The sequence below is a fragment of the Bacteroides sp. genome (genome assembly GCF_029057325.1).
Classification (GTDB): domain Bacteria; phylum Bacteroidota; class Bacteroidia; order Bacteroidales; family Bacteroidaceae; genus Bacteroides.
The window spans coordinates 1-20,218 of the sequence record NZ_JAICZW010000141.1 but is presented as its reverse complement, the minus strand read 5'-3'; the positions used below and the strand labels follow the sequence as shown (position 1 = coordinate 20,218).

Annotated in this window: 16 protein-coding genes; 12 read left to right on the top strand and 4 right to left on the bottom strand. The window is 53.0% G+C overall.

What is annotated here, in order from left to right:
* On the top strand, nt 1-713 hold a 713-nt coding region (locus K2G43_RS08855; protein ID WP_300154325.1), incomplete at its 5' end, for a radical SAM protein.
* A 154-nt stretch (nt 714-867) separates the two neighbouring features.
* Here K2G43_RS08855 and K2G43_RS08850 read toward each other — a convergent pair.
* Together K2G43_RS08850 and sulP are read right to left on the bottom strand one after the other, a co-directional pair.
* The gene (locus tag K2G43_RS08850; protein WP_297643964.1) at nt 868-1,770 is read right to left on the bottom strand and encodes a DNA/RNA non-specific endonuclease; all 903 of its coding nucleotides are present in this window, start codon (nt 1,768-1,770) and stop codon (nt 868-870) included.
* A 232-nt stretch (nt 1,771-2,002) separates the two neighbouring features.
* Nucleotides 2,003-3,679 carry a sulfate permease gene (gene sulP / locus K2G43_RS08845; RefSeq protein ID WP_300154321.1) on the bottom strand — a complete coding sequence of 559 codons (1,677 nt, stop codon included), beginning with the start codon at nt 3,677-3,679 and terminating at the stop codon, nt 2,003-2,005.
* A gap of 269 nt (nt 3,680-3,948) precedes the next feature.
* On the opposite strand from sulP, the gene rbr reads away from it, so the two are divergent.
* The 5 genes from rbr to K2G43_RS08820 all read left to right on the top strand — a co-directional run bounded on the left by rbr (nt 3,949) and on the right by K2G43_RS08820 (nt 6,702).
* Nucleotides 3,949-4,527, top strand: a complete 579-nt coding sequence (rbr, locus tag K2G43_RS08840) for a rubrerythrin (protein WP_297643962.1) — start codon at nt 3,949-3,951, stop codon at nt 4,525-4,527.
* A gap of 231 nt (nt 4,528-4,758) precedes the next feature.
* Nucleotides 4,759-5,094, top strand: a complete 336-nt coding sequence (locus K2G43_RS08835; protein WP_297642000.1) for a TM2 domain-containing protein — start codon at nt 4,759-4,761, stop codon at nt 5,092-5,094.
* Complete coding sequence (locus K2G43_RS08830) at nt 5,094-5,486, top strand: DUF2752 domain-containing protein (RefSeq protein ID WP_297641999.1); 393 nt, start codon at nt 5,094-5,096, stop codon at nt 5,484-5,486. Before K2G43_RS08835 ends, K2G43_RS08830 begins: the two co-directional genes overlap by 1 nt.
* Nucleotides 5,483-5,899 (top strand): DUF4870 domain-containing protein, encoded by a 417-nt coding sequence (locus tag K2G43_RS08825; RefSeq protein WP_297641998.1) that lies wholly within the window; start codon nt 5,483-5,485, stop codon nt 5,897-5,899. Before K2G43_RS08830 ends, K2G43_RS08825 begins: the two co-directional genes overlap by 4 nt.
* Nucleotides 5,896-6,702, top strand: a complete 807-nt coding sequence (locus K2G43_RS08820) for a M48 family metallopeptidase (RefSeq protein ID WP_297641996.1) — start codon at nt 5,896-5,898, stop codon at nt 6,700-6,702. The genes K2G43_RS08825 and K2G43_RS08820 overlap by 4 nt, the downstream gene beginning before the upstream one ends.
* A 131-nt stretch (nt 6,703-6,833) precedes the next feature.
* Here K2G43_RS08820 and nadB read toward each other — a convergent pair whose 3' ends face one another.
* On the bottom strand, nt 6,834-8,411 hold the full coding sequence (nadB, locus tag K2G43_RS08815; RefSeq protein ID WP_297641995.1) for an L-aspartate oxidase: 1,578 nt from the start codon (nt 8,409-8,411) through the stop codon (nt 6,834-6,836).
* 482 nt (nt 8,412-8,893) lie between these two features.
* Here nadB and K2G43_RS08810 point away from each other — a divergent pair, with 482 nt between their 5' ends.
* From K2G43_RS08810 to dacB, 3 genes are all read left to right on the top strand, one after another.
* A complete protein-coding gene (locus K2G43_RS08810; RefSeq protein ID WP_297641994.1) occupies nt 8,894-9,328 on the top strand; it encodes a PH domain-containing protein in 435 nt (144 codons plus the stop codon).
* A gap of 207 nt (nt 9,329-9,535) precedes the next feature.
* Nucleotides 9,536-10,894, top strand: a complete 1,359-nt coding sequence (lpdA, locus tag K2G43_RS08805; RefSeq protein WP_300154312.1) for a dihydrolipoyl dehydrogenase — start codon at nt 9,536-9,538, stop codon at nt 10,892-10,894.
* Between the two features lie 5 nt (nt 10,895-10,899).
* A complete protein-coding gene (dacB, locus tag K2G43_RS08800; RefSeq protein WP_297641990.1) occupies nt 10,900-12,396 on the top strand; it encodes a D-alanyl-D-alanine carboxypeptidase/D-alanyl-D-alanine-endopeptidase in 1,497 nt (498 codons plus the stop codon).
* A gap of 379 nt (nt 12,397-12,775) precedes the next feature.
* Here the strand turns inward: dacB and K2G43_RS08795 are convergent, their stop codons facing one another.
* Entirely contained in the window at nt 12,776-13,708 is a 933-nt protein-coding gene (locus K2G43_RS08795; RefSeq protein WP_297641989.1) for a helix-turn-helix domain-containing protein, read from the bottom strand.
* A gap of 223 nt (nt 13,709-13,931) precedes the next feature.
* On the opposite strand from K2G43_RS08795, the gene K2G43_RS08790 reads away from it, so the two are divergent.
* From K2G43_RS08790 to K2G43_RS08780, 3 genes are all read left to right on the top strand, one after another.
* Complete coding sequence (locus tag K2G43_RS08790) at nt 13,932-15,038, top strand: efflux RND transporter periplasmic adaptor subunit (protein ID WP_297641988.1); 1,107 nt, start codon at nt 13,932-13,934, stop codon at nt 15,036-15,038.
* Between the two features lie 103 nt (nt 15,039-15,141).
* Nucleotides 15,142-18,330: an efflux RND transporter permease subunit gene (locus K2G43_RS08785; protein ID WP_300154307.1), complete on the top strand. Its 3,189-nt coding sequence runs from the start codon at nt 15,142-15,144 to the stop codon at nt 18,328-18,330.
* 123 nt (nt 18,331-18,453) lie between these two features.
* Nucleotides 18,454-19,818, top strand: a complete 1,365-nt coding sequence (locus K2G43_RS08780; RefSeq protein WP_300154304.1) for an efflux transporter outer membrane subunit — start codon at nt 18,454-18,456, stop codon at nt 19,816-19,818.
* Nucleotides 19,819-20,218: the final 400 nt, after the last annotated feature.

Below are 20,218 nucleotides of genomic sequence, written 5' to 3'. Positions count from 1 at the left end.
CTTTGGGAATCAACCTGCTGCCTGCCGACGGCAAAGTGTGTACTTTCGACTGCATCTATTGCGAATGCGGTTTCAACGCCGACCATCGTCCCAAACAGCCGCTACCCACCCGCGAGGAGGTTCGTGCGGCGCTTGAGGCACGTCTGCAAGACATGCAGGCGAACGGACCTGCGCCCGATGTGCTGACCTTTGCCGGAAACGGGGAGCCGACGGCGCATCCTCACTTCCCCGAAATCATGGAAGACACGCTCGCCCTGCGCGACAAGTACTTCCCGAAGGCGAAGGTCAGTGTGCTCAGCAACTCCACCTTCATCCACCGTCCTGCCGTGTTCGATGCCTTGAACAAGGTGGATAACAACATCCTGAAGCTCGATACGGTGGACGAGGCATATATCTGTGTGCTGGACAGACCGACGGGACACTATTCTGTCCGTGAGGTTATCGAAGGGATGAAGGCTTTCAAGGGGAACTGCATCGTTCAGACCATGTTCCTGAAAGGCAGCCGCAACGGCGAAAGCGTGGATAACACTTCAGACCGCTACGTCCTTCCCTGGCTGGAGGCGGTCAAGGAGATTGCGCCCCGGCAGGTGATGATTTACACCATCGACCGCGAGACGCCCGAACACGACTTGCAGAAGGCTACGCACGAGGAGCTGGACCGCATCGCCGCGCTGGTGCGCGAGGCGGGGATAACGGTCAGCGTCTCCTATTAAGAAGAAGATTTGACTTTAGCGGATATTAAAACGCGTTGATTATCAGTGCTTGACAAACACTTGTGTTCAGCGTGACAGACACAAGTGTTTGTCGCGACAGACGCAAGTGTCTGTCACGCTGAACACAAGTGTCTGTCAAACCGGACAATAATGATTAGTTTTCCCACGCTTTCAGGTCGTATTCCGCCTCTACTTTCTGTTCAATCTTGTCGGGCAGGGCGGGGAAGAAGTCGATGCCTGTGATGCGCTCCACTTCGTCCACGGAGTTGACGTAGCTGTTCAGCGGACGATTGCCGGAGGTGTTTTTGTAGATGAATCCGATGGCCCGTGGCGGACGGCTGTCGGCGCAGAGCACCACTTTGAAGAAGGCTTCGGGCACGGTGACTTTGTGTTGCTTGCCTATCGTGCGGTGCTTCTGCTTGTAGAGGATGGGACCGCAGACGATGTATATCTTTCCCTCTTTCTGCGCCCACCGGCGGCATGCCTCTTCCAGTTCTTTCCAGTCGCCGCGGTTCAGGTTGTGGTCTTGCGGGCAGATGTTGGTCATGTAGAAACTCTCTTGCATCGCTTTCCAGTGCCAGCGGTTGTCGCCTGCGGGACATAGGTGTCCGCGGTCCATGCCCGCACCTTTGTAGTCGTTGGTGGTGACGGCTTCGGCTTCGGGCAGGTCGGGGTCGGGCAGGAACTTGTTGGTGCGGCTTTCGCGTTCCACCAGTTTTTCGGGAGTCAGCTCCCATGCCACCCAATTGGGGATTTTCAGGTCGCGGTTGTAGGATACGGTGTAGCCTTTGCGTTGCAGAATCAGTTCGGGGACATTCTTCAGCGGGGCGGGGATTTCGAGTTTTGCTTTGCCGTCGGTGTGCAGCGGGGCGGCTTCGCTTTTCGTCTCCTCTTGTCGGGCATCGCGTTGTGTGTAGCCCGTCTGTTCAAGCTTTTCATACAAGCCTGTCCGCATCGGTTCATAAATCAGGCATACCACGGCGATGAATATCAGCAGATAGCCTATCTCTTTGGGCAGGATTCCTTTCGGTTGTTTCTTTTTCTTTCTTCTGGTCATCTCTTTTTCTTAGGTGTTTTTTTGGAAACTTGCTTGCAAAGATATAGTTTTTGATGCTTTTTTATGAGTATAATCGTGACCTTTGTTTGGAGTAATCTTCTAAAACTTTATGGCACACAGGTGACATCGGATAAAAAAAGATGACCACAGATTATATTTGACTTATCATCTGTGGTCATCTGCTTTATTCGGTGTTATCCGTGTGCCATTATGATGCGGCGACGCCGCTGCCTTACACCAGTTTCGCGGCCCGTTCCAGCGCCACATTGATGTTGGGGCAGATGTTCTCTTTGCCTAACAGCTCGTAGAAGCCCGATTTTTCGAGCACGGCGTGCACCTTTTCGTTGACTCCTGACAATACAATCGTAATTTTCTCCTTCTGCGACATCTGGCAGAGGTTCGTCAGATTGTGGATGCCCGTAGAGTCGATGAACGGTACTTTACGCATGCGGATGATGCGCACTTTGGGGCGGTCGCCCAATTGCGCCATCATCTCCTCGAATTTGGTGGCGATACCGAAGAAGTAGGGGCCGTTGATTTCATACACCTCCACGCCTTTGGGGATAATCAGGTGTTCTTCGTGGCTGGTGATATCGGTTTCGGCGTTCGGGTCAATCTCGTCTTTGATGACAGAGATTTCGGTAGTCTCCATCACACGGCGCATGAAGAGCACGCAGGCGATGACCAGACCCACTTCGATGGCGATGGTCAGGTCGAAGATGACCGTCAGGAAGAAGGTGATGAGCAGCACGGTTACGTCAGACTTCGGATTCTTCAGCAATTCCTTGAAGGTGCGCCATCCGCTCATGTTGTAGGACACCACTACCAGCACGCCTGCCAGACAGCCCATCGGGATGTATTGCGCCAGCGGCATCAGCAGAAGCAGAATCAGCAGCAATACCACGGCGTGGACAATGCCCGCAACGGGTGTCCGTCCGCCGTTGTTGATGTTCGCCATGGTGCGGGCGATGGCTCCCGTGGCGGGAATGCCGCCAAAGAGCGGGGTAGCCATGTTGGCGACACCCTGCGCTATCAGTTCCATGTTGGAGTCGTGCTTGTCGCCTATCACACCGTCGGCCACGGTGGCGGAGAGCAACGATTCGATGGCTCCCAACACGGCGATGGTGATGGCCACGGGGAAGAGGGCTTTTATCGCTTCCCAATTCAGGGCGGGCACCACGGCGTCGGGCAGTTCGGCGTGGATGCTGAAGCGATCGCCGATGGTGTCGATGCAGTCGATGCCGGCATAGGCCTTCATGAGCCATACGGCAACGGTCACCAGGACAATGGCGATGAGCGAGCCCGGAATCTTCTTCGAGAACTTCGGGGTGATGGCGATGATGAAGATGCTGGCGATGCTCACTAGGGTGTTCCACCAGTTCACCGTGTCGAAATGGCGGAAATAGACTATCCATTTTCCTACGAAGTCGCCCGGCACCTTGTCGTCACCGAAGGTCAGTCCGAAGACGTCGGCAATCTGCGTGGTGAAGATGGTGACGGCGATACCGCTGGTGAATCCCACGATGATGGGGTAGGGGATGAACTTGATGACGGCTCCCAGCTTGAAGACCCCAAGCAGGATGAGGATGATGCCCGCCATGAGGGTGGCCACAATCAGGCCCGACTCTCCGTATTGCTGGATGATGCCATAGATGATGACGATGAATGCCCCCGTGGGACCTCCAATCTGCACCTTGCTGCCACCCAGCAGCGAGATGATGAATCCGGCGATGATGGCTGTGATGATACCTTTTTCGGGCGATACGCCGGAGGCGATGCCGAACGCGATGGCAAGCGGGAGGGCCACGATACCGACGATGATACCTGCCATCAGATCCGCCATGAACAGTTCTTTCGAGTAGTTTTTCAAAGCTGTGTACAGCTTCGGCTTGAAATCGAACGCTTTCATTTTCTTACAATTTACAATCTCTAATAGTTATTTTACCTATTGTTTACCTGATAAGTATGGAATGAGGCTGCAAAATTAGATAAAATAAACTAAAAGAGTGCAACTATTCCTCTTTTTCTGCTCCGGCGTGTCCCGCAAACTTTTTCGGGCGGTGGTGCGAACATTATATCTGGTGGAAGTGTTATACTTGTGTCATCGGAAGTGCGGTGCGAACGCTCCATCCTCCGATAAAAGCAACTCATAAAACAACTCATAAAAACAAGGAAATTATGGCTAAAAGTATCAAAGGGACTCAGACAGAAAAGAATTTGCTGACTTCATTTGCCGGCGAATCACAGGCACGTATGCGCTACACTTACTTTGCCAGTGCTGCCAAAAAGGAAGGTTATGAACAGATTTCCGCCATCTTCACAGAGACGGCCGACCAGGAGAAGGAACACGCCAAACGTATGTTCAAGTATCTGGAAGGCGGTATGGTAGAAATCACTGCCAGCTATCCGGCAGGTGTCATCGGCACCACATTGGAGAATCTGCAGGCTGCCGCTGCCGGCGAACACGAAGAGTGGTCGCAGGATTATCCTCATTTTGCCGATGTGGCAGAAGAGGAAGGTTTCCCCGAAATCGCCGCCATGTATCGTAACATCTCCATTGCCGAGAAAGGTCATGAGGAGCGCTATCGAGCTTTCGTGAAGAACATCGAGACGGCAAGCGTATTTGCCAAAGAAGGAGAAGTGGTGTGGCAGTGCCGCAACTGCGGTTTCATCTATACGGGCAAGGAGGCTCCCGAGGTTTGTCCCGCCTGTCTGCATCCACAGGCACACTTCGAGGTGAAGAAAGAAAACTATTGATAAATACGACGGTGGTGTAAGTCGATGCTTATGCCCCGTCTTTTCATGAAGCATCTTTCATGGAGAGATTGAAAGATGTGAACCGGATTGCCGCGGCGGTGTGAGGATCCTAAGCCATTGTAAAGCCATTATGGTGATAAAGTAGAAAAAATAGTCGTAGAAAGTGTAATTTGTTTTACAATAATATTACCTTTGTAGCATAAATTAATCATTTTATACTATAGTTTTTTTATGGATGCACAGAAAGTAGATGCCTTTATCATGGCAAACAACAAGTTTTTTCAAGATTATCAAGTGGCTACAATCAAAAACATGCTTCTTGAAGCCGATGAATCGAAGTGGACACTTGTTCAAACCTTGCAATTCAAAGATCCTACCATCGTGTTGATTATCTCTTTGCTGGGCGGTAGCTTGGGCATAGACCGTTTCTTTATCGGAGACATGGGCTTAGGTGTCGGCAAGCTGATTACCTGCGGCGGTTTTGGTATTTGGGCAATCGTAGATTGGTTCCTCATCATGGGAGCTACCCGCGACAAGAACTTTAAGAAACTTCAAGCTATATTGTAATGACCGGGAAAGGGCTGTATATATTGTCATCCGCGGGATGCGCGGCGGGATATATATGGCTCTTTCTTTTTCATCCGTGCGGAGAGACGGTCTGCCTGTTCAAGCGTCTGTTTCATATCCCCTGTCCTTCGTGCGGTTCTACACGAGCCATAGCGACACTGCTGCAAGGCGACCTGAAAGCTGCCTTGCTGCTCAATCCCATAGGTGTGTTGCTTGCCTTGTTGTTGGTTGGTATCCCGGTGTGGATGCTGGTTGATGCGATTTTGAAACAGGACTCTTATTACCGGTTCTACACAAAGGCGGATGAGTGGCTTGGCAGGAAATACGTGTTTCTCTCCTTTGCCCTTCTGATAGCAGCGAACTGGATTTGGAACATTACCAAAGGATTATGATTGTATATACACCCGAAGAACATGAATTGGAAACCGCTGCCAACAGCTACTTGATGTCTCTCCTGGCAGCTATGGCAGGCTTGCCTTTTCCTATTGTCAATCTGTTGGCAACGATAATATTCTATTTTGCAAACCGTAAGCGTACCTTCTTTGTGCGTTGGCATTGTACGCAGGCGCTTATTTCCCAATTTCCCCTGTTTTGTACCAACACTGTCCTGTTCTGGTGGACCGTCAGGCTTCTTTTGGGCTGGCAGGAACTCTCCTCGTTCTATTTCGCCTATCTGTTTACGGTACTTATATTCAATGTCGTCGATTTCATCGCCACTATCTACACGGCCGTGCAGGTGCGCAAGGGCAAGCAGGTGGAGTGGTACGTATATGGCGGTGTCACCGACTTAATCTGCAGACCATGATGAAGATTCTGAAACAAGCATTGGTGTCGCTGTTGCTGTTTGCGACGGTATTGTATGGCTTTTCGCGTGTGAACTGGCTGTCCGTTTTCCATCTGGAAGAGGATGTCATCGAAGAAAAGTTGGGAAAAATCTACTGGGACTTCTTCTCCGATACCGAAGAGCTCGTAGAAGACGAAGAAGTATTGCAGCCGGTCGATTCCCTGCTTGCCTACCTCTGCCAGGCGAACGGGATAGAGCGGCCTGTCAAGCTGCATATTGCCAAGAGTAGTGAAGTGAATGCCTTTGCCCTTCCCGACAGGCATCTGGTGGTTTACTCCTCGTTGATAGCCGACTGCCGGAACGAGATGGAGCTTTGCGGAGTGTTGGCACATGAGTTGGCCCACATGGAGAAGGGACACGTGATGAAGAAGCTGATAAAAGAAGTAGGCCTTTCCGTGCTGGCAGGTATGGTGGCGGGAAACGACGGCGGAGTGTTGAAGGAGACCGCCAGGTTGCTTTCATCTACGGCATACGACCGCACGCTGGAGAGTGAGGCGGATGAATGCGCGGTCGCCTATTTGGTCGGGGCGGACATCAATCCGGAGCCGTTGGGCGATTTCCTGTATCGCCTGTCCGAAGAAGAGGATGTGTCGTCGCTGGCAGAGTGGGTGAGTACCCACCCCGATTCGAAGAAGCGTTCCTCGATGATTTGGGAAGAAGCGAAGCGTCTGAAGCGCACTTCCGCTTTCCGCGAAGTGCTGGGAGTGGAGAGCTTCGACCGGCTGAAAGAGAAAGCCCGCCTTTTAACGCAGAAAAAGCGATAGAATCACACCTTTTAAATACCGATGGCGCGGATGACGTGGATTTTGCTTGATTAATCCGCGTTGTCCGCGCCATTGGTATCCTTAAAAATGTAGTAATATAAGCCGCTTTTTTTTTGACCTGAGCTCTTTCTTTATTCTTTCTTTGCGCCGTGCGGATAGTCTATCGTGTAGTGCAGTCCCCGGCTCTCCTTGCGTTCCATGGCCTGGCGGGTGATGAGGTAGCCCACGTTTATCATGTTGCGCAGTTCGCACAGCTCGCGGGTGGCCTTGCTGCTCTTGAATAGCTTTTCGGTCTCCTCATAGAGGATGTCCAGCCGGTTCCAGGCACGGGTCAGGCGGGTGTTGCTGCGCACGATGCCCACGTAGGCTTCCATAATCTGGTTCACCTCTTTCATGCTTTGCGTGATGAGCACGCGCTCTTCGTTGGAGATGGTTCCTTCATCGTTCCATTCGGGGATATCCTCGTTGAACTCGTAGCGGTCCAGTACGCTCAGGGCGTGTTTGGCGGCTGCGTCGGCATAGACTACGGCCTCAATCAGCGAGTTCGAGGCGAGGCGGTTGCCGCCGTGCAGGCCGGTGCAGCTGCATTCGCCGATGGCATAGAGGCGGCGGATGCTGCTCTGTCCGTTGAGATCGACTTTGATGCCTCCGCAGAGGTAGTGTGCGGCAGGTGCCACGGGGATGTAATCTTTGGTGATGTCGATGCCGATGCTGAGGCACTTCTTGTAGATGTTGGGGAAGTGCTTCCGGGTCTCTTCGGGATCTTTGTGGGTGACGTCCAGATAGACGTGGTCTTCGCCCCGTTGCTTCATCTCGTTGTCGATGGCGCGTGCCACGATGTCGCGCGGAGCCAGTGAGAGTCGCGGGTCGTACTTCTGCATGAACTCCTTGCCGTCCAGGGTGCGCAGCACGCCGCCGTATCCGCGCATCGCCTCGGTGATGAGGAAGGCGGGACGGTCGCCCGGATGGAAGAGGGCGGTGGGATGGAACTGGATGAACTCCATATCCTTCACGGCACCTTTGGCGCGATAGACCATGGCGATGCCGTCGCCCGTGGCAACCAGCGGGTTGGTGGTGTTCCGATAGACCGCCTCACAGCCGCCCGTGGCCATGATGGTGACTTTGGAGAGGAAGGTATCGACTTCGCCGGTGCGCTCGTTCAGCACGTAGGCTCCGTAGCACTTGATGCCCGGTGTGTGGCGGGTGACGATGATGCCCAGGTGGTGCTGGGTGATGATTTCCACGGCATAGAAGTCGGTGAATACGGTGATGTTGGGATGTTGCTTTACGGTTTCAATCAGGCTGGTCTGTATCTCTGCGCCCGTGTTGTCCTTGTGGTGGAGGATGCGGAACTCGGAGTGTCCGCCTTCTTTGTGGAGGTCGAAGTCTCCCTTTTCGGTCTTGTCGAAGTTCACGCCCCACTTGATGAGTTCATTGATTTGTTCGGGAGCGTTTCTTACCACTTTTTCCACGGCGGCGCGGTCGCTTATCCAGTCGCCTGCAATCAATGTATCTTCAATGTGCTTTTCAAAATTGTCCACTGCCAGGTTGGTGACGGAGGCGATGCCTCCTTGTGCGAAGTAGGTGTTCGCCTCTTCCAATCCTGCCTTGCAGATGAGGGCTACTGTTCCTTTGTGCGCCACTTTCAGCGCGAAACTCATACCGGCGATTCCGGAGCCGATAACGAGAAAATCGAACTTTCTTACCATAGGTTTTATGTGCATTAAAACACTGCAAAGATAGTGTAAACTGAATGCGGCGCAAAATAAGCGGGCTGTTTTTTCGATGACCCGGCGCGGCTTTTTCATTTATGGGAGTAAAAGCCGGTATTTCTGTGACCGCATGCACAAGGGCGTCGGCTTTCGCTCCTGCTCCGGCTTGCCGGTTGATAATCCATCTGAAAGGAACTGATAATCGTAAATGTTTACATCTTCTATTTGTCTCCCGAAAATGTCGTCGCCCACTGCTCTTCCTGTCTGCGCCTTGTCCGGCCCTTGCCGGAAGAAAGCAGGGTTTTGATAGGGTTCGGATAGGGAAAAAATAGGGGAAAAAGGGAAAGAGCGTTTCTTCTTCGGAAGTTGCCTGCTGCGCGAGGATGATAGAAAACATTTTACATTCAAAAAGAATGGAGCGGTTTGTGGGTACTTATTCTAAAAAATGCTTACCTTAGCGGCAAAAAGTATTTTAAGTAATGGATCGAACCTTTCGTGCCCGCATCACCGCGGGACAATATCTGTTTGTGGGGTTGGTAGGTGCCCTCACTGTCTATACGCTTTGGAATAAGTATGTGATTTTGGCTCTCCTTTCCATGCTTCTGCTGGTTGTCCTCATCGAGAAGCTGATTCACACCACCTACACCGTGAATGATGAGGAGGATTTGGTACTGTACTACGGCCGTTTTCTGCCCGGCAAATTGATTTGGGCGGAGCACATCATGAACGTGCAGAGCGTCACTTATAGGATTTGTGGCAAGTATGTGTTGTATCACTATCTGCAGGTGAATTATTCCGGAAAACATGTGAAGGTCTATCCCGTCAATGAAGAGGGGTTTATTCGCGAGATGAAAAAATTGGCAGTGTACTTCGATGGGGGAAAACATATAATACATCCGTCAGATTCTCAATGATTTATCTATGCGTTGACAGACACTTGTGTCTGTCAGCTCAAACACTTGTGTCTGTCGCGACAGAAGCAAGTGTCTGTCATGACAGGAGCAAGTGTCTGTCAAGCGGGGTATTATTGCTTGTTTTTTTGCTAAAAAAAGCGCGTCGGAGAGGGGTTTTCCGAAATAGAAGTGCTATCTTCGGACTCAAAACAAAAAAAGGTAAATGCCATGAAATATCAAGTAGCCATCATCGGCGGAGGTCCTGCGGGATATACGGCCGCCGAAACTGCCGGGAAAGCCGGCCTGAGTGTTGTATTGTTCGAGAAGCAGAGCCTCGGCGGAGTCTGTCTGAATGAAGGGTGCATCCCCACCAAAACCCTACTCTATTCGGCAAAGACGTACGACGGTGCCCGACACGCCGCGAAGTATGCGGTAAGCGTGCCCGAAGTGTCGTTCGATCTGCCCAAAATCATCGCCCGCAAGCAGAAAGTGGTGCGCAAGCTGGTGCTCGGCGTGAAGGGAAAACTCACGGCGCAAGGCGTGACGATGGTGAACGGAGAAGCCACGGTGATAGACAAGAATCACGTGAAATGCGGCGAAGAGGTATATGAATGTGACAATTTGTTGCTCTGCGCAGGTTCGGAGACCTTCATCCCGCCCATTCCCGGCGTGGACAGCGTGCCCTACTGGACCCACCGTCAGGCACTGGACAACAAGGAGCTGCCCGCTTCGCTCGTTGTCATCGGCGGCGGTGTCATCGGCATGGAGTTCGCCTCCTTCTTCAACAGTCTGGGCGTGCAGGTAACGGTCATCGAGATGCTGGACGAGATACTGGGCGGTATGGATAAGGAGCTTTCTGCCCTGCTGCGTGCCGAATACGCCAAACGAGGCATCAAGTTCATGCTTCAGACCAAAGTCACTTCGTTGGCCAATGCCGAGGCCGAAGGAGGACAGCCGCAGGTGCAGGTGCACTATGAGAACGCCGAAGGCGCGGGCTTTGTCACCGCCGAACGGCTGTTGATGAGCGTGGGACGCCGCCCCGTGACGAAAGGTTTCGGTCTGGAAAACCTGAATCTGGAAAAGACCGAACGCGGCAACATCCGTGTGGACGGGCAGATGCAGACTTCTCTTCCCGGTGTGTATGCCTGCGGCGACCTGACGGGCTTCTCACTGCTGGCGCATACCGCCGTGCGCGAGGCGGAGGTGGCCATCCATCATATTATAGGTAAGGAAGACACGATGAGCTATCGTGCCATTCCCGGCGTGGTCTATACCAATCCCGAAATAGCCGGAGTGGGCGAGACGGAAGAATCTTTGCAGAAGAAGGGCATCGCCTATCGGGCCGTGAAGCTCCCGATGGCCTACAGCGGCCGCTTTGTGGCTGAGAACGAGGGCGTGAACGGTGTCTGCAAACTGCTGCTTGCGGAAGACGACACCCTGCTTGGCGCGCACGTCCTGGGCAATCCCGCTTCCGAAATCATCACGCTGGCGGGCATGGCCATCGAACTGAAACTGACTGCCGGCGAGTGGAAGAAGATAGTCTTCCCCCATCCCACGGTCTGCGAGATATTCAAGGAGGCGCTGTAACGTATATGAAAAAGAGATTGCTGTTCTTGCTGCTGTCATTCTGCCTGTTGCCCTTGTCTGCCCAAGATGCGGGCAACAGGGTGGGGAAGACGGAGAGTGCACTTGCCGCCCGGCTCGACACCCTGATAAAGTATAAACTGCCCGCAGGCTCCAACGTGGCCGTTTCGGTCTATGACCTGACGGACGGCAAACCCTTGTACGGCTATCAGCCGGACAAGCTCTCCCGGCCCGCCTCTACCATGAAGCTGCTGACGACCATTGCCGCCCTCGCCCGTCCCGAAGCCGACGAGCCCTTCCGCACCGAAGTGTGGTATCGGGGAACCATCGAGCGCGACACCTTGCGGGGAGACCTCTATGTGATTGGCGGCTTCGACCCTGAGTTCGACGAGGCGGCAATGGACTCTTTGGTGAACAGCGTGGCCCGCCTCCCCTTCTCCGTTGTCCGGGGCAAGGCGGTGGGCGATGTCTCCATGAAAGACTCCCTCTATTGGGGAAGCGGTTGGGCATGGGACGATACGCCCGCTTCGTATCAGCCCTACCTCTCTCCGCTGATGCTGAACAAAGGAACGGTGACCGTTGCCGCCATTCCCGGCGAACAGGGCGACACGGCACGCCTGGAGTGCATGCCCGCCTCTTCTTATTATACACTGATAAACAAGACCCGGAGCCGTACTCCCGCAGCCGGCCGCTTCCGGGTGTCGCGCAACTGGCTGGAGAACGGCAACGCCGTCATCGTGACAGGCAATGTCGATGGACGGCGTGCGGGCACCGTCAACCTCTTCTCTTCGCAGGACTTCTTCATGCACACGTTCGTGGAGCGGCTGCAAGCGCGGGGTGTCCGTTTCCTTTCCGATGCCGACGATGGGCCATCCGTTGCCTGCTCTTCGTTGCCCGCTCCCCGGTTCGCCGAGTTCAGGCAAGACAGCCTTTCGGTCCGCATCGCCCTTTACGAAACCCCCGTGCAGGAGGTGGTGAAGCAGCTGATGAAGGAGAGCGACAACCTCAATGCCGAAGCGATGCTCTGCCGACTGGGCGCGCAGGCCACGGGCAAGAAGCGCGTCTCTGCCGACGACGGCCTTTCGGCCATCCGTATGCTGATAAAGAAGTTGGGCTACAACCCCGACCGCTATAACCTGGCGGACGGCTGCGGCCTTTCCAACTATAACTACATTTCTCCCGAATTGCTGGTCGCTTTCTTGAAATATGCCTATTCCCGCACCGACGTGTTCCGGAAGCTCTACAAGGCATTGCCCATAGGCGGCGTGGACGGCACGTTGCGGAACCGCATGAGGAAGGGAACTCCTTCGTACAAGAACGTTCATGCCAAGACAGGCTCCTTCACCGCCATCAACTGCCTGGCCGGCTACCTGCATGCTGCCAACGGGCATGAGATTGCCTTCGCCATCATGAACCAGAATGCGTTGTCGGGCAGGGAGGCGCGTGCTTTTCAGGATGCGGTGTGCGACGAGGTGATAAATGGCGGGAAGAGTCTCCCGAAATAGAGCTTTGTGGAGGCCTGTTCCAAAATGAAGAAGCCGAAAAAGAAACTGAAGTGAAAGGGATTGATTTTTTAGTGAATTAATGAACTGATTATCAGATGTGAATAACTGCATTGACAGACACTTGCTCCTGTCGTGACAGACACAAGTGTTCAAGATCACAGACACAAGTGTTTGAGACGACAGACACTTGTGTCTGTCAAACCGGGATATATAGAACGTTTTTCAAAGAAGCGGGAGGGAGGTTGTCCGAAAACCTGGTTGTTGCTTACATGCTGCTCTGATTTTAGGCACGGAATTACACGGATTCCACGGATAGGACTAAAGAAAAAGCTGTGAAATCCGTGTAATCCGGCCTAAAAGAAAGCATAACGGGCGATTGTCACTCTTCCTCTTCCTCCTCTTTGGCGGAGTAGGAGGCATTCCTATATCGTGCGGGCGACATGCCTAAATACGCTTTCACATATTTTCCGAAAAAAGACTGGTTAGGAAACTCAAACTCTTCCGCAATTTCCTTGATGGACTTGTCCGAATGCTTTAGCTGGTACTTGATGCGCTGGATGGCGTTCTCGTTGATCATCTCCAACGGTGTGCGGCCGCATGCCTGCTTGATGACTTTGGAGAAGTGTTTGGGACTGTAGCAGAGCGCATCGGCATAGTACGCCACCGACCGGTGTATGCCGTTGTCCTTCGACATCATCTCGACAAACTTCCGCAGGATGTAGTCTGACTGCTTCAATCCTCCTTTGGTGTTGTTCGCCGTTTGCGAGGCGGGAATCTCTTTGCTGATGGTGCCCAACATTTCACAGAAGAGGGCCGAGAAGAGGTGTTGTATCACCTCCTTGTGATAGAGGTGGGGCTCATCGTTGATTTTTGCCAGAATCAGGTCACGATAGAAGTTGAATATCTTGTTGCCCGTTTCGCCGATGAACTTGATGGGATTCTTGTTGATGTAGGAAGCGGTGTTCCATGAATCTTTTTCCATCTTGATGATATGTTGCAGGAAACGGGTGGAGAATGCCGCAAGCCTCACCTGGTGTTTGGGGCTCAGCATCGTATGGCTGATGATGGTGTTTGGCAGTCCCAACAACAATTCGCCCGCCTGTAGCTGGTAGGTCTTGAAGTTGATGTCCAACTGGATGCAGCCCTCTACACAAACGGCGATGAGAAAGCATTCCAGCCTTATCGTGCCATTGCTGTAGGGAATTTCTGCGGGGTTGTTCTTGATGACAAAATCATCGTCCACATAGTCCAGGCTGTTCTCACTGTTCTTGAAGTCTTCTATATTGATGTTCTTGATTTCCTCTTTTCCCATATATCTCTTTTTTATGACAGGGCAAAGGTGTGGAATAATTGGGAATATGGAGTGTTCTATTATACTTCTTTCTTGTTCGTTGTGTCCTTTTTGGTAGGTTTGTTAACATTTTAAAGCGAAATTAGAGAAAATAGAACATCTTTGAGGTAAAATCGGTCACGATCGCTTTGTTCCTTTCTTCTACTTTTGCACCCGATTTTAATAAAAGAATATGAGAAAAAGTATGATTACGTTAGACAGAAAATGGATACGGCTGATAGGAATTGTCGGTTGTACAATGTGTTTGGCATCTTGCAAGCAAGCACCGGATGCTTCGGGTATGAAACCTTCTTATGCCACGATGAAAGTGGAAGCGGCGGACAAGGAGCTCTCCACCTCGTACTCGGCATCGATACGCGGCCGACAGGACATTGACATCTTTCCGCAAGTGTCGGGTATTGTTGAAAAGCTCTGTGTAACGGAAGGACAGGTGGTGCGTCGCGGACAACTGCTGTTCATCATCGACCAAGTGCCCTACCGGGCGGCATTGAAGACCGCCACCGCCAATGTGGAAGCGGCACGTGCGGGACTTGCCACCGCCGAACTGACCTATAACAGCCAGAAGGAACTCCGTGCGCAGAACGTGGTTTCGGACTTCAGTCTGAAGACTGCCGAAAACGCTTATCTCACCGCCAAAGCACAACTGGCGCAAGCGGAAGCACAAGAGATAAACGCCCGTAACAACCTCTCTTATACCGAGGTGAAGAGCCCAAGCAACGGTGTGGTGGGAGCGTTGCCCTATCGCGAAGGTGCATTGGTAGGCCCCACACTGCCACAACCTCTGACCACCGTGAGCGACAACAGCGACATGTATGTTTACTTCTCCATGACCGAAAACCAACTGCTTGCCCTGACCCGCCAGTATGGCAGCATGGACGAGGCGCTGAAGAACATGCCCGAAGCGGAACTGCGCCTGAACGACAACTCCCTCTATGACAAGAAAGGAAAGATTGAGTCCATCAGCGGTGTCATCGACCGTCAGACGGGTACGGTATCGGCACGCGTGGTGTTTCCCAACGAATCGCGCCTGCTCCATAGCGGCGCTTCGGGCACGGTAATGGTGCCGAGCACGTATAAGAACTGCATCGTCATTCCGCAGACTGCCACCGTTCGGATGCAGGACAAGACCCTTGTATATAAGGTAGTGGACGGCAAGGCTGTCTCCACGCTGATTACCGTGGCGGAGATAAACGACGGACGCGAATACGTGGTGCTGGACGGACTGAAAGTGGGCGATGAAATCGTTTCTGAAGGTGCCGGGCTGCTGCGTGAGGGAACACAAGTGAAATGATTTCAGATTTCAGATTTATGATTTATAGGTGATAAAATCATAATTCATAAATCTGGAACTACAAATCATAATTCATAAATCATAATTCATAAATCATAAACTTATGAAAGGAAATATATTTATCAAGCGACCGGTAATGGCGGTTTCCATCTCCATTCTGATTTTCGCTATCGGACTTATTTCGCTCTTCACGTTGCCTGTGGAGCAGTATCCTGACATTGCTCCTCCTACGGTTTACGTTTCCGCCAACTATACAGGTGCCGATGCCGAGGCGGTGCTGAACAGTGTCATCATGCCGCTGGAAGAGAGCATCAACGGTGTGGAAAACATGATGTACATCACCTCCACTGCCTCCAACAACGGCTCCGCCTCCATACAAGTTTTCTTCAAGCAGGGCACAGACCCTGATATGGCTGCCGTCAACGTGCAGAACCGTGTGTCTAAAGCGCAGGGGTTGTTGCCTGCCGAAGTGACCCGTATCGGTGTGACCACGCAGAAGCGCCAGACCAGCTTCTTGCAGATTGACGCGTTGGTTTCCAGCGACGGCCGTTACGACCAGACTTTTCTTGCCAATTACCTTGACATCAACGTGATTCCGCAAATCAAGCGTGTCGAGGGTGTGGGCGACGTGACGGAATTGGGCGATACCTACAGTATGCGTATCTGGCTGAAGCCCGATCGCATGGCGCAGTACGGTCTGGTTCCTTCGGATGTCACCGCCGTATTGGGTGAGCAGAACATCGAGGCGCCTACCGGTTCGCTGGGCGAGAACTCGAAGAATGTCTTTCAATACACGATGAAATACCGCGGTCGTCTGAAGAGCGTGGATGAGTTCCGCAATACGGTCATCCGCTCCATGGAGGACGGTTCTGTGCTTCGCCTGAGGGATGTCGCCGATGTGGAGCTGGGCACGTTGTCCTACGGCTTCCAAAGCGGCATGGACGGCAAGCCTGCCGTTACGTTCCTGGTGTTCCAGGTGGCCGGCTCCAACTCTACCGCCGTCAACCAGCGCATCGCGGAGCAGTTGAAGGAGATGGAGAAGACGCTTCCTGCCGGTACGGAGTTCGTGACGATGATGAGTTCGAACGATTTCCTTTTCGCCTCCATCCACAATGTGGTGGAAACACTGATTATAGCCATTATCCTCGTTATTCTGGTGGTTTATTTCTTCTTGCAGGACTTCAAGAGTACGCTGATTCCTTCTATCTCCATCATCGTTTCACTGGTGGGTACGTTTGCCTGCCTGGTTGCCGCAGGGTTCAGCTTGAACATCCTGACGCTGTTTGCCCTGGTGCTTGCCATCGGTACGGTGGTGGACGACGCCATTGTGGTGGTGGAAGCGGTGCAGTCGAAGTTCGATGCGGGCTACACTTCACCCTACCTTGCCACAAAGGATGCGATGGGTGATGTGACGATGGCCATCATTTCCTGTACTTTCGTGTTCATGGCGGTGTTCATTCCCGTGACGTTCATGGGCGGTACGTCGGGTATCTTCTATACGCAGTTCGGTATCACGATGGCGACTTCTGTCGGCATCTCCATGATTTCGGCGTTGGTGCTTTGTCCTGCCTTGTGTGCCATGATTATGCGTCCTTCCGATGGGACGAAGAGCGCCAAGAGCTTCAACGGGCGGGTACGTGCGGCATACAACGCTTCGTTCAACGCCGTGCTGGGCAAGTATAAGAAAGGGGTGATGTTCTTCATCCACCACCGTTGGATGGTATGGGTTTCGATGGTCGTCACTATCGTGTTGCTGGTTTATTTCATGGCAACCACCAAGACAGGGCTTGTGCCGCAGGAGGACCAGGGTACCATCATGGTGAACGTGGCCACTTCGCCGGGCAGCACGCTGGAAGAGACCAACAAGGTGATATACAAGCTGGAAAACATTCTGCAGAATACCCCTGAGATAGAGCACTACACCCGCATTGCCGGTTACGGACTGATATCGGGACAGGGAACTTCCTACGGTACCATCATCATCCGTCTGAAGAACTGGAACGAGCGAAAGGGAAGTGAACATTCGTCCGATGCCGTGGTGGCACGCCTGAACGCACAGTTCTACCAAATCAAGGAGGCGCAGATATTCAGCTTCCAGCCCGGTATGATTCCCGGCTACGGCATGGGTAACTCCGTTGAGCTGAACATGCAGGATCGCACGGGCGGCGATATGGCTACTTTCTATAATGCCGTGATGCAGTATGTCGGCGCTTTGAACCAACGTCCGGAAGTGGCGATGGCCTATACTTCCTACGCCATGAACTTCCCGCAGGTGCGTGTGAATGTGGATGCCGCCAAGTGCAAGCGTGCCGGCATATCGCCCGCTTCGGTGCTCGAGGTGCTGGGCAACTATTGCGGTGGTGCCTACATCTCCAACTACAACCAGTTCGGTAAGGTTTATCGTGTGATGATGCAGGCGGCTCCCGAATACCGCCTGGACGAGCAGTCGTTGGGCAACATGTTTGTGCGCAACGGCGCGGAGATGGCTCCCATCAGCCAGTTCGTCACGCTGGAGAAGGTGCTCGGACCGGAGACTACCAACCGTTTCAATCTCTACAGCTCCATTACGGTCAATGTGAACCCCGCTCCCGGATACTCATCCGGCGAGGTGCAGAAGGCAATTGCCGAAGTCTCCGAGCAGGTATTGCCTACGGGCTACGGCTACGAGTATGGCGGCATGGCGCGTGAGGAGGCGAACAACGGCGGTGCGCAGACCATCTTCATCTATGCTGTCTGCATCTTCCTGATATATTTGATTCTCTCTTGCTTGTACGAGAGCTTCTTGGTGCCGTTTGCGGTCATCCTTTCCGTGCCGTTCGGACTGATGGGTTCGTTCCTCTTCGCCAAGCTCTTCGGGTTGGAGAACAACATCTACCTGCAGACAGGTGTGATTATGTTGATTGGTCTGCTTGCCAAGACCGCCATCCTGATTACGGAGTATGCCATCGAACGCCGCCGCAAGGGGATGGGCATCATCGAGTCGGCCTACAGTGCCGCGCAGGTTCGTCTGCGTCCTATCTTGATGACGGTGCTTACGATGATATTCGGTATGCTTCCGCTGATGTTCTCCACCGGAGCCGGTGCCAACGGTAACTCGTCGTTGGGTACGGGTGTCGTAGGCGGTATGGTGGTCGGTACGTTGGCGTTGCTCTTTGTGGTTCCTGTGTTCTACATCGTCTTCGAGTTCTTGCAAGAGAAGATTCGCAAGCCGATGCAGCTGGAGGCTGACGCGCAAGTGGAGAAAGAACGCGAGCAGAACTATGTCGAGAAAAGCTCGTTCAAGAGTGAGTAATTTAATGGGATAGAAATGAAACAATTTATTTCTGAATGGCTCGTCGCATTCCTCGTCGTGTTGATGTGGTTTCGCGTGGAAGAAAGCATCGGGAAATAAAAACATATAAAACAAGAAATGAAGATGAATAAACTCATATTGCTGGCTGTCGCTTCCTTGTCATTGGGCAGTTGCGGCATCTACACCAAATACCATCCGGAAACAGAGGTACCGGACAACTTGTATGGCGAAGAGTTTCGGTCGTTGCAGCAGGACACTGCCGGATTGGGCGGTATGGACTGGCGCACGCTCTTCACCGACCCGCATCTGCAAGCGCTCATCGAACAGGGCTTGCAGCACAATACCGACTATCTGTCGGCACAACTCCGTGTGGAGGAATCCAAAGCCACTCTGCTCGCTGCAAAGCTGGCTTTCCTGCCCTCCTTCGCCCTGGCGCCGCAAGGCACGGTGAGCAGCTTCGACGGTGGCAAGGCCACGCAGACCTACTCGCTGCCCGTCACCGCCGCATGGGAGCTGGACGTTTTCGGACGGATGCGCAACGCCAAGCAGCAGGCAAAGGCGCTCTACGCACAGAGCGAGGATTATAAGCAGGCTGTGCGCACGCAGCTGATAACCGGCATAGCCAACACGTACTATACGCTGTTGATGCTTGACGAGCAGCTTGCCATTTCCAGAGAGTCGGAAGAGGCGTGGCGGGAGACCGTAGCTTCCACCCGCGCATTGATGAACGCGGGGTTGGCCAACGAATCGGCCGTCTCGCAGATGGAGGCCACCTATTATCAGGTGCAGTCGTCCGTGCTCGATTTGAAGGAGAAAATCAATCAGGTGGAGAACTCGCTCGCCTTGTTGCTTGCCGAAACACCCCGCCACTACGAACGCGGCGTGCTGGCCGGACAACAGTTCCCCACGGACTTCTCCGTTGGCATTCCCGTCAGGATGCTTTCCTGCCGTCCCGATGTCCGTTCCGCCGAGCGGTCGTTGGAAGCGGCGTTCTATGGCACCAATGCGGCGCGTTCGGCCTTCTATCCCTCCATCACCTTAAGCGGAAGCGCGGGCTGGACCAACTCCGCCGGCATCATCGTGAATCCGGGCAAGTTCCTCGCTTCGGCAGTAGGGTCGCTGACGCAGCCGCTCTTTGCACGCGGGCAGCTCACGGCACAGCTTCGCATTGCCCGCGCCCGTCAGGAAGAAGCATCCCTCTCCTTCCAACAGGCACTGCTGAATGCGGGTGTCGAAGTGAACGATGCCCTGAGTGCTTGGCAGACAAGCTCCGCCAAAAGCGAATTGCTGGACAAGCAGGTGGCCTCTTTGCAGACTGCCGTAAAAAGCACTTCGCTGCTGATGGAGCATGGCACCACCACCTATCTGGAGGTGCTTACCGCCCGTCAGACGCTGCTCAATGCGCAACTGTCGCAGACGGCCAATCGGTTTACCGAAATACAAAGCCTGATCAATCTGTACCACGCGTTGGGAGGCGGTCAGGAATAAAGTATAGTCATACTCTCTCTCTGCATCTTCACTGAGTTTGTGAAGAGGAAGGGCTGTTCGGGAAGTGATTCCGGGGCAGCCCGTTTTTTGTTGGGGTTCGCAGGAGGGAGTGGGTGGAGGGGAGCCCATAAAAAACATGCTCTTTTCACCCATTATTCCTCCGTTTGACAGACACAAGTGTTCAACGCGACAGACACAAGTGTTCAGGATGACAGACACAAGTGTTTGAGACGACAGACACAAGTGTCTGTCAGACACTCTGTTTGTGGTTGATAATCAGATTATTAAAAACTATGGGGAGAATCGGTCTCCTGAAAGGCCGGGCACGTCGGGTAGGGGTATGGGCAAAAAAAAAGGAGTACCGCTGTACTCCAACCTTTGTTAACCTTAAATCTAATAC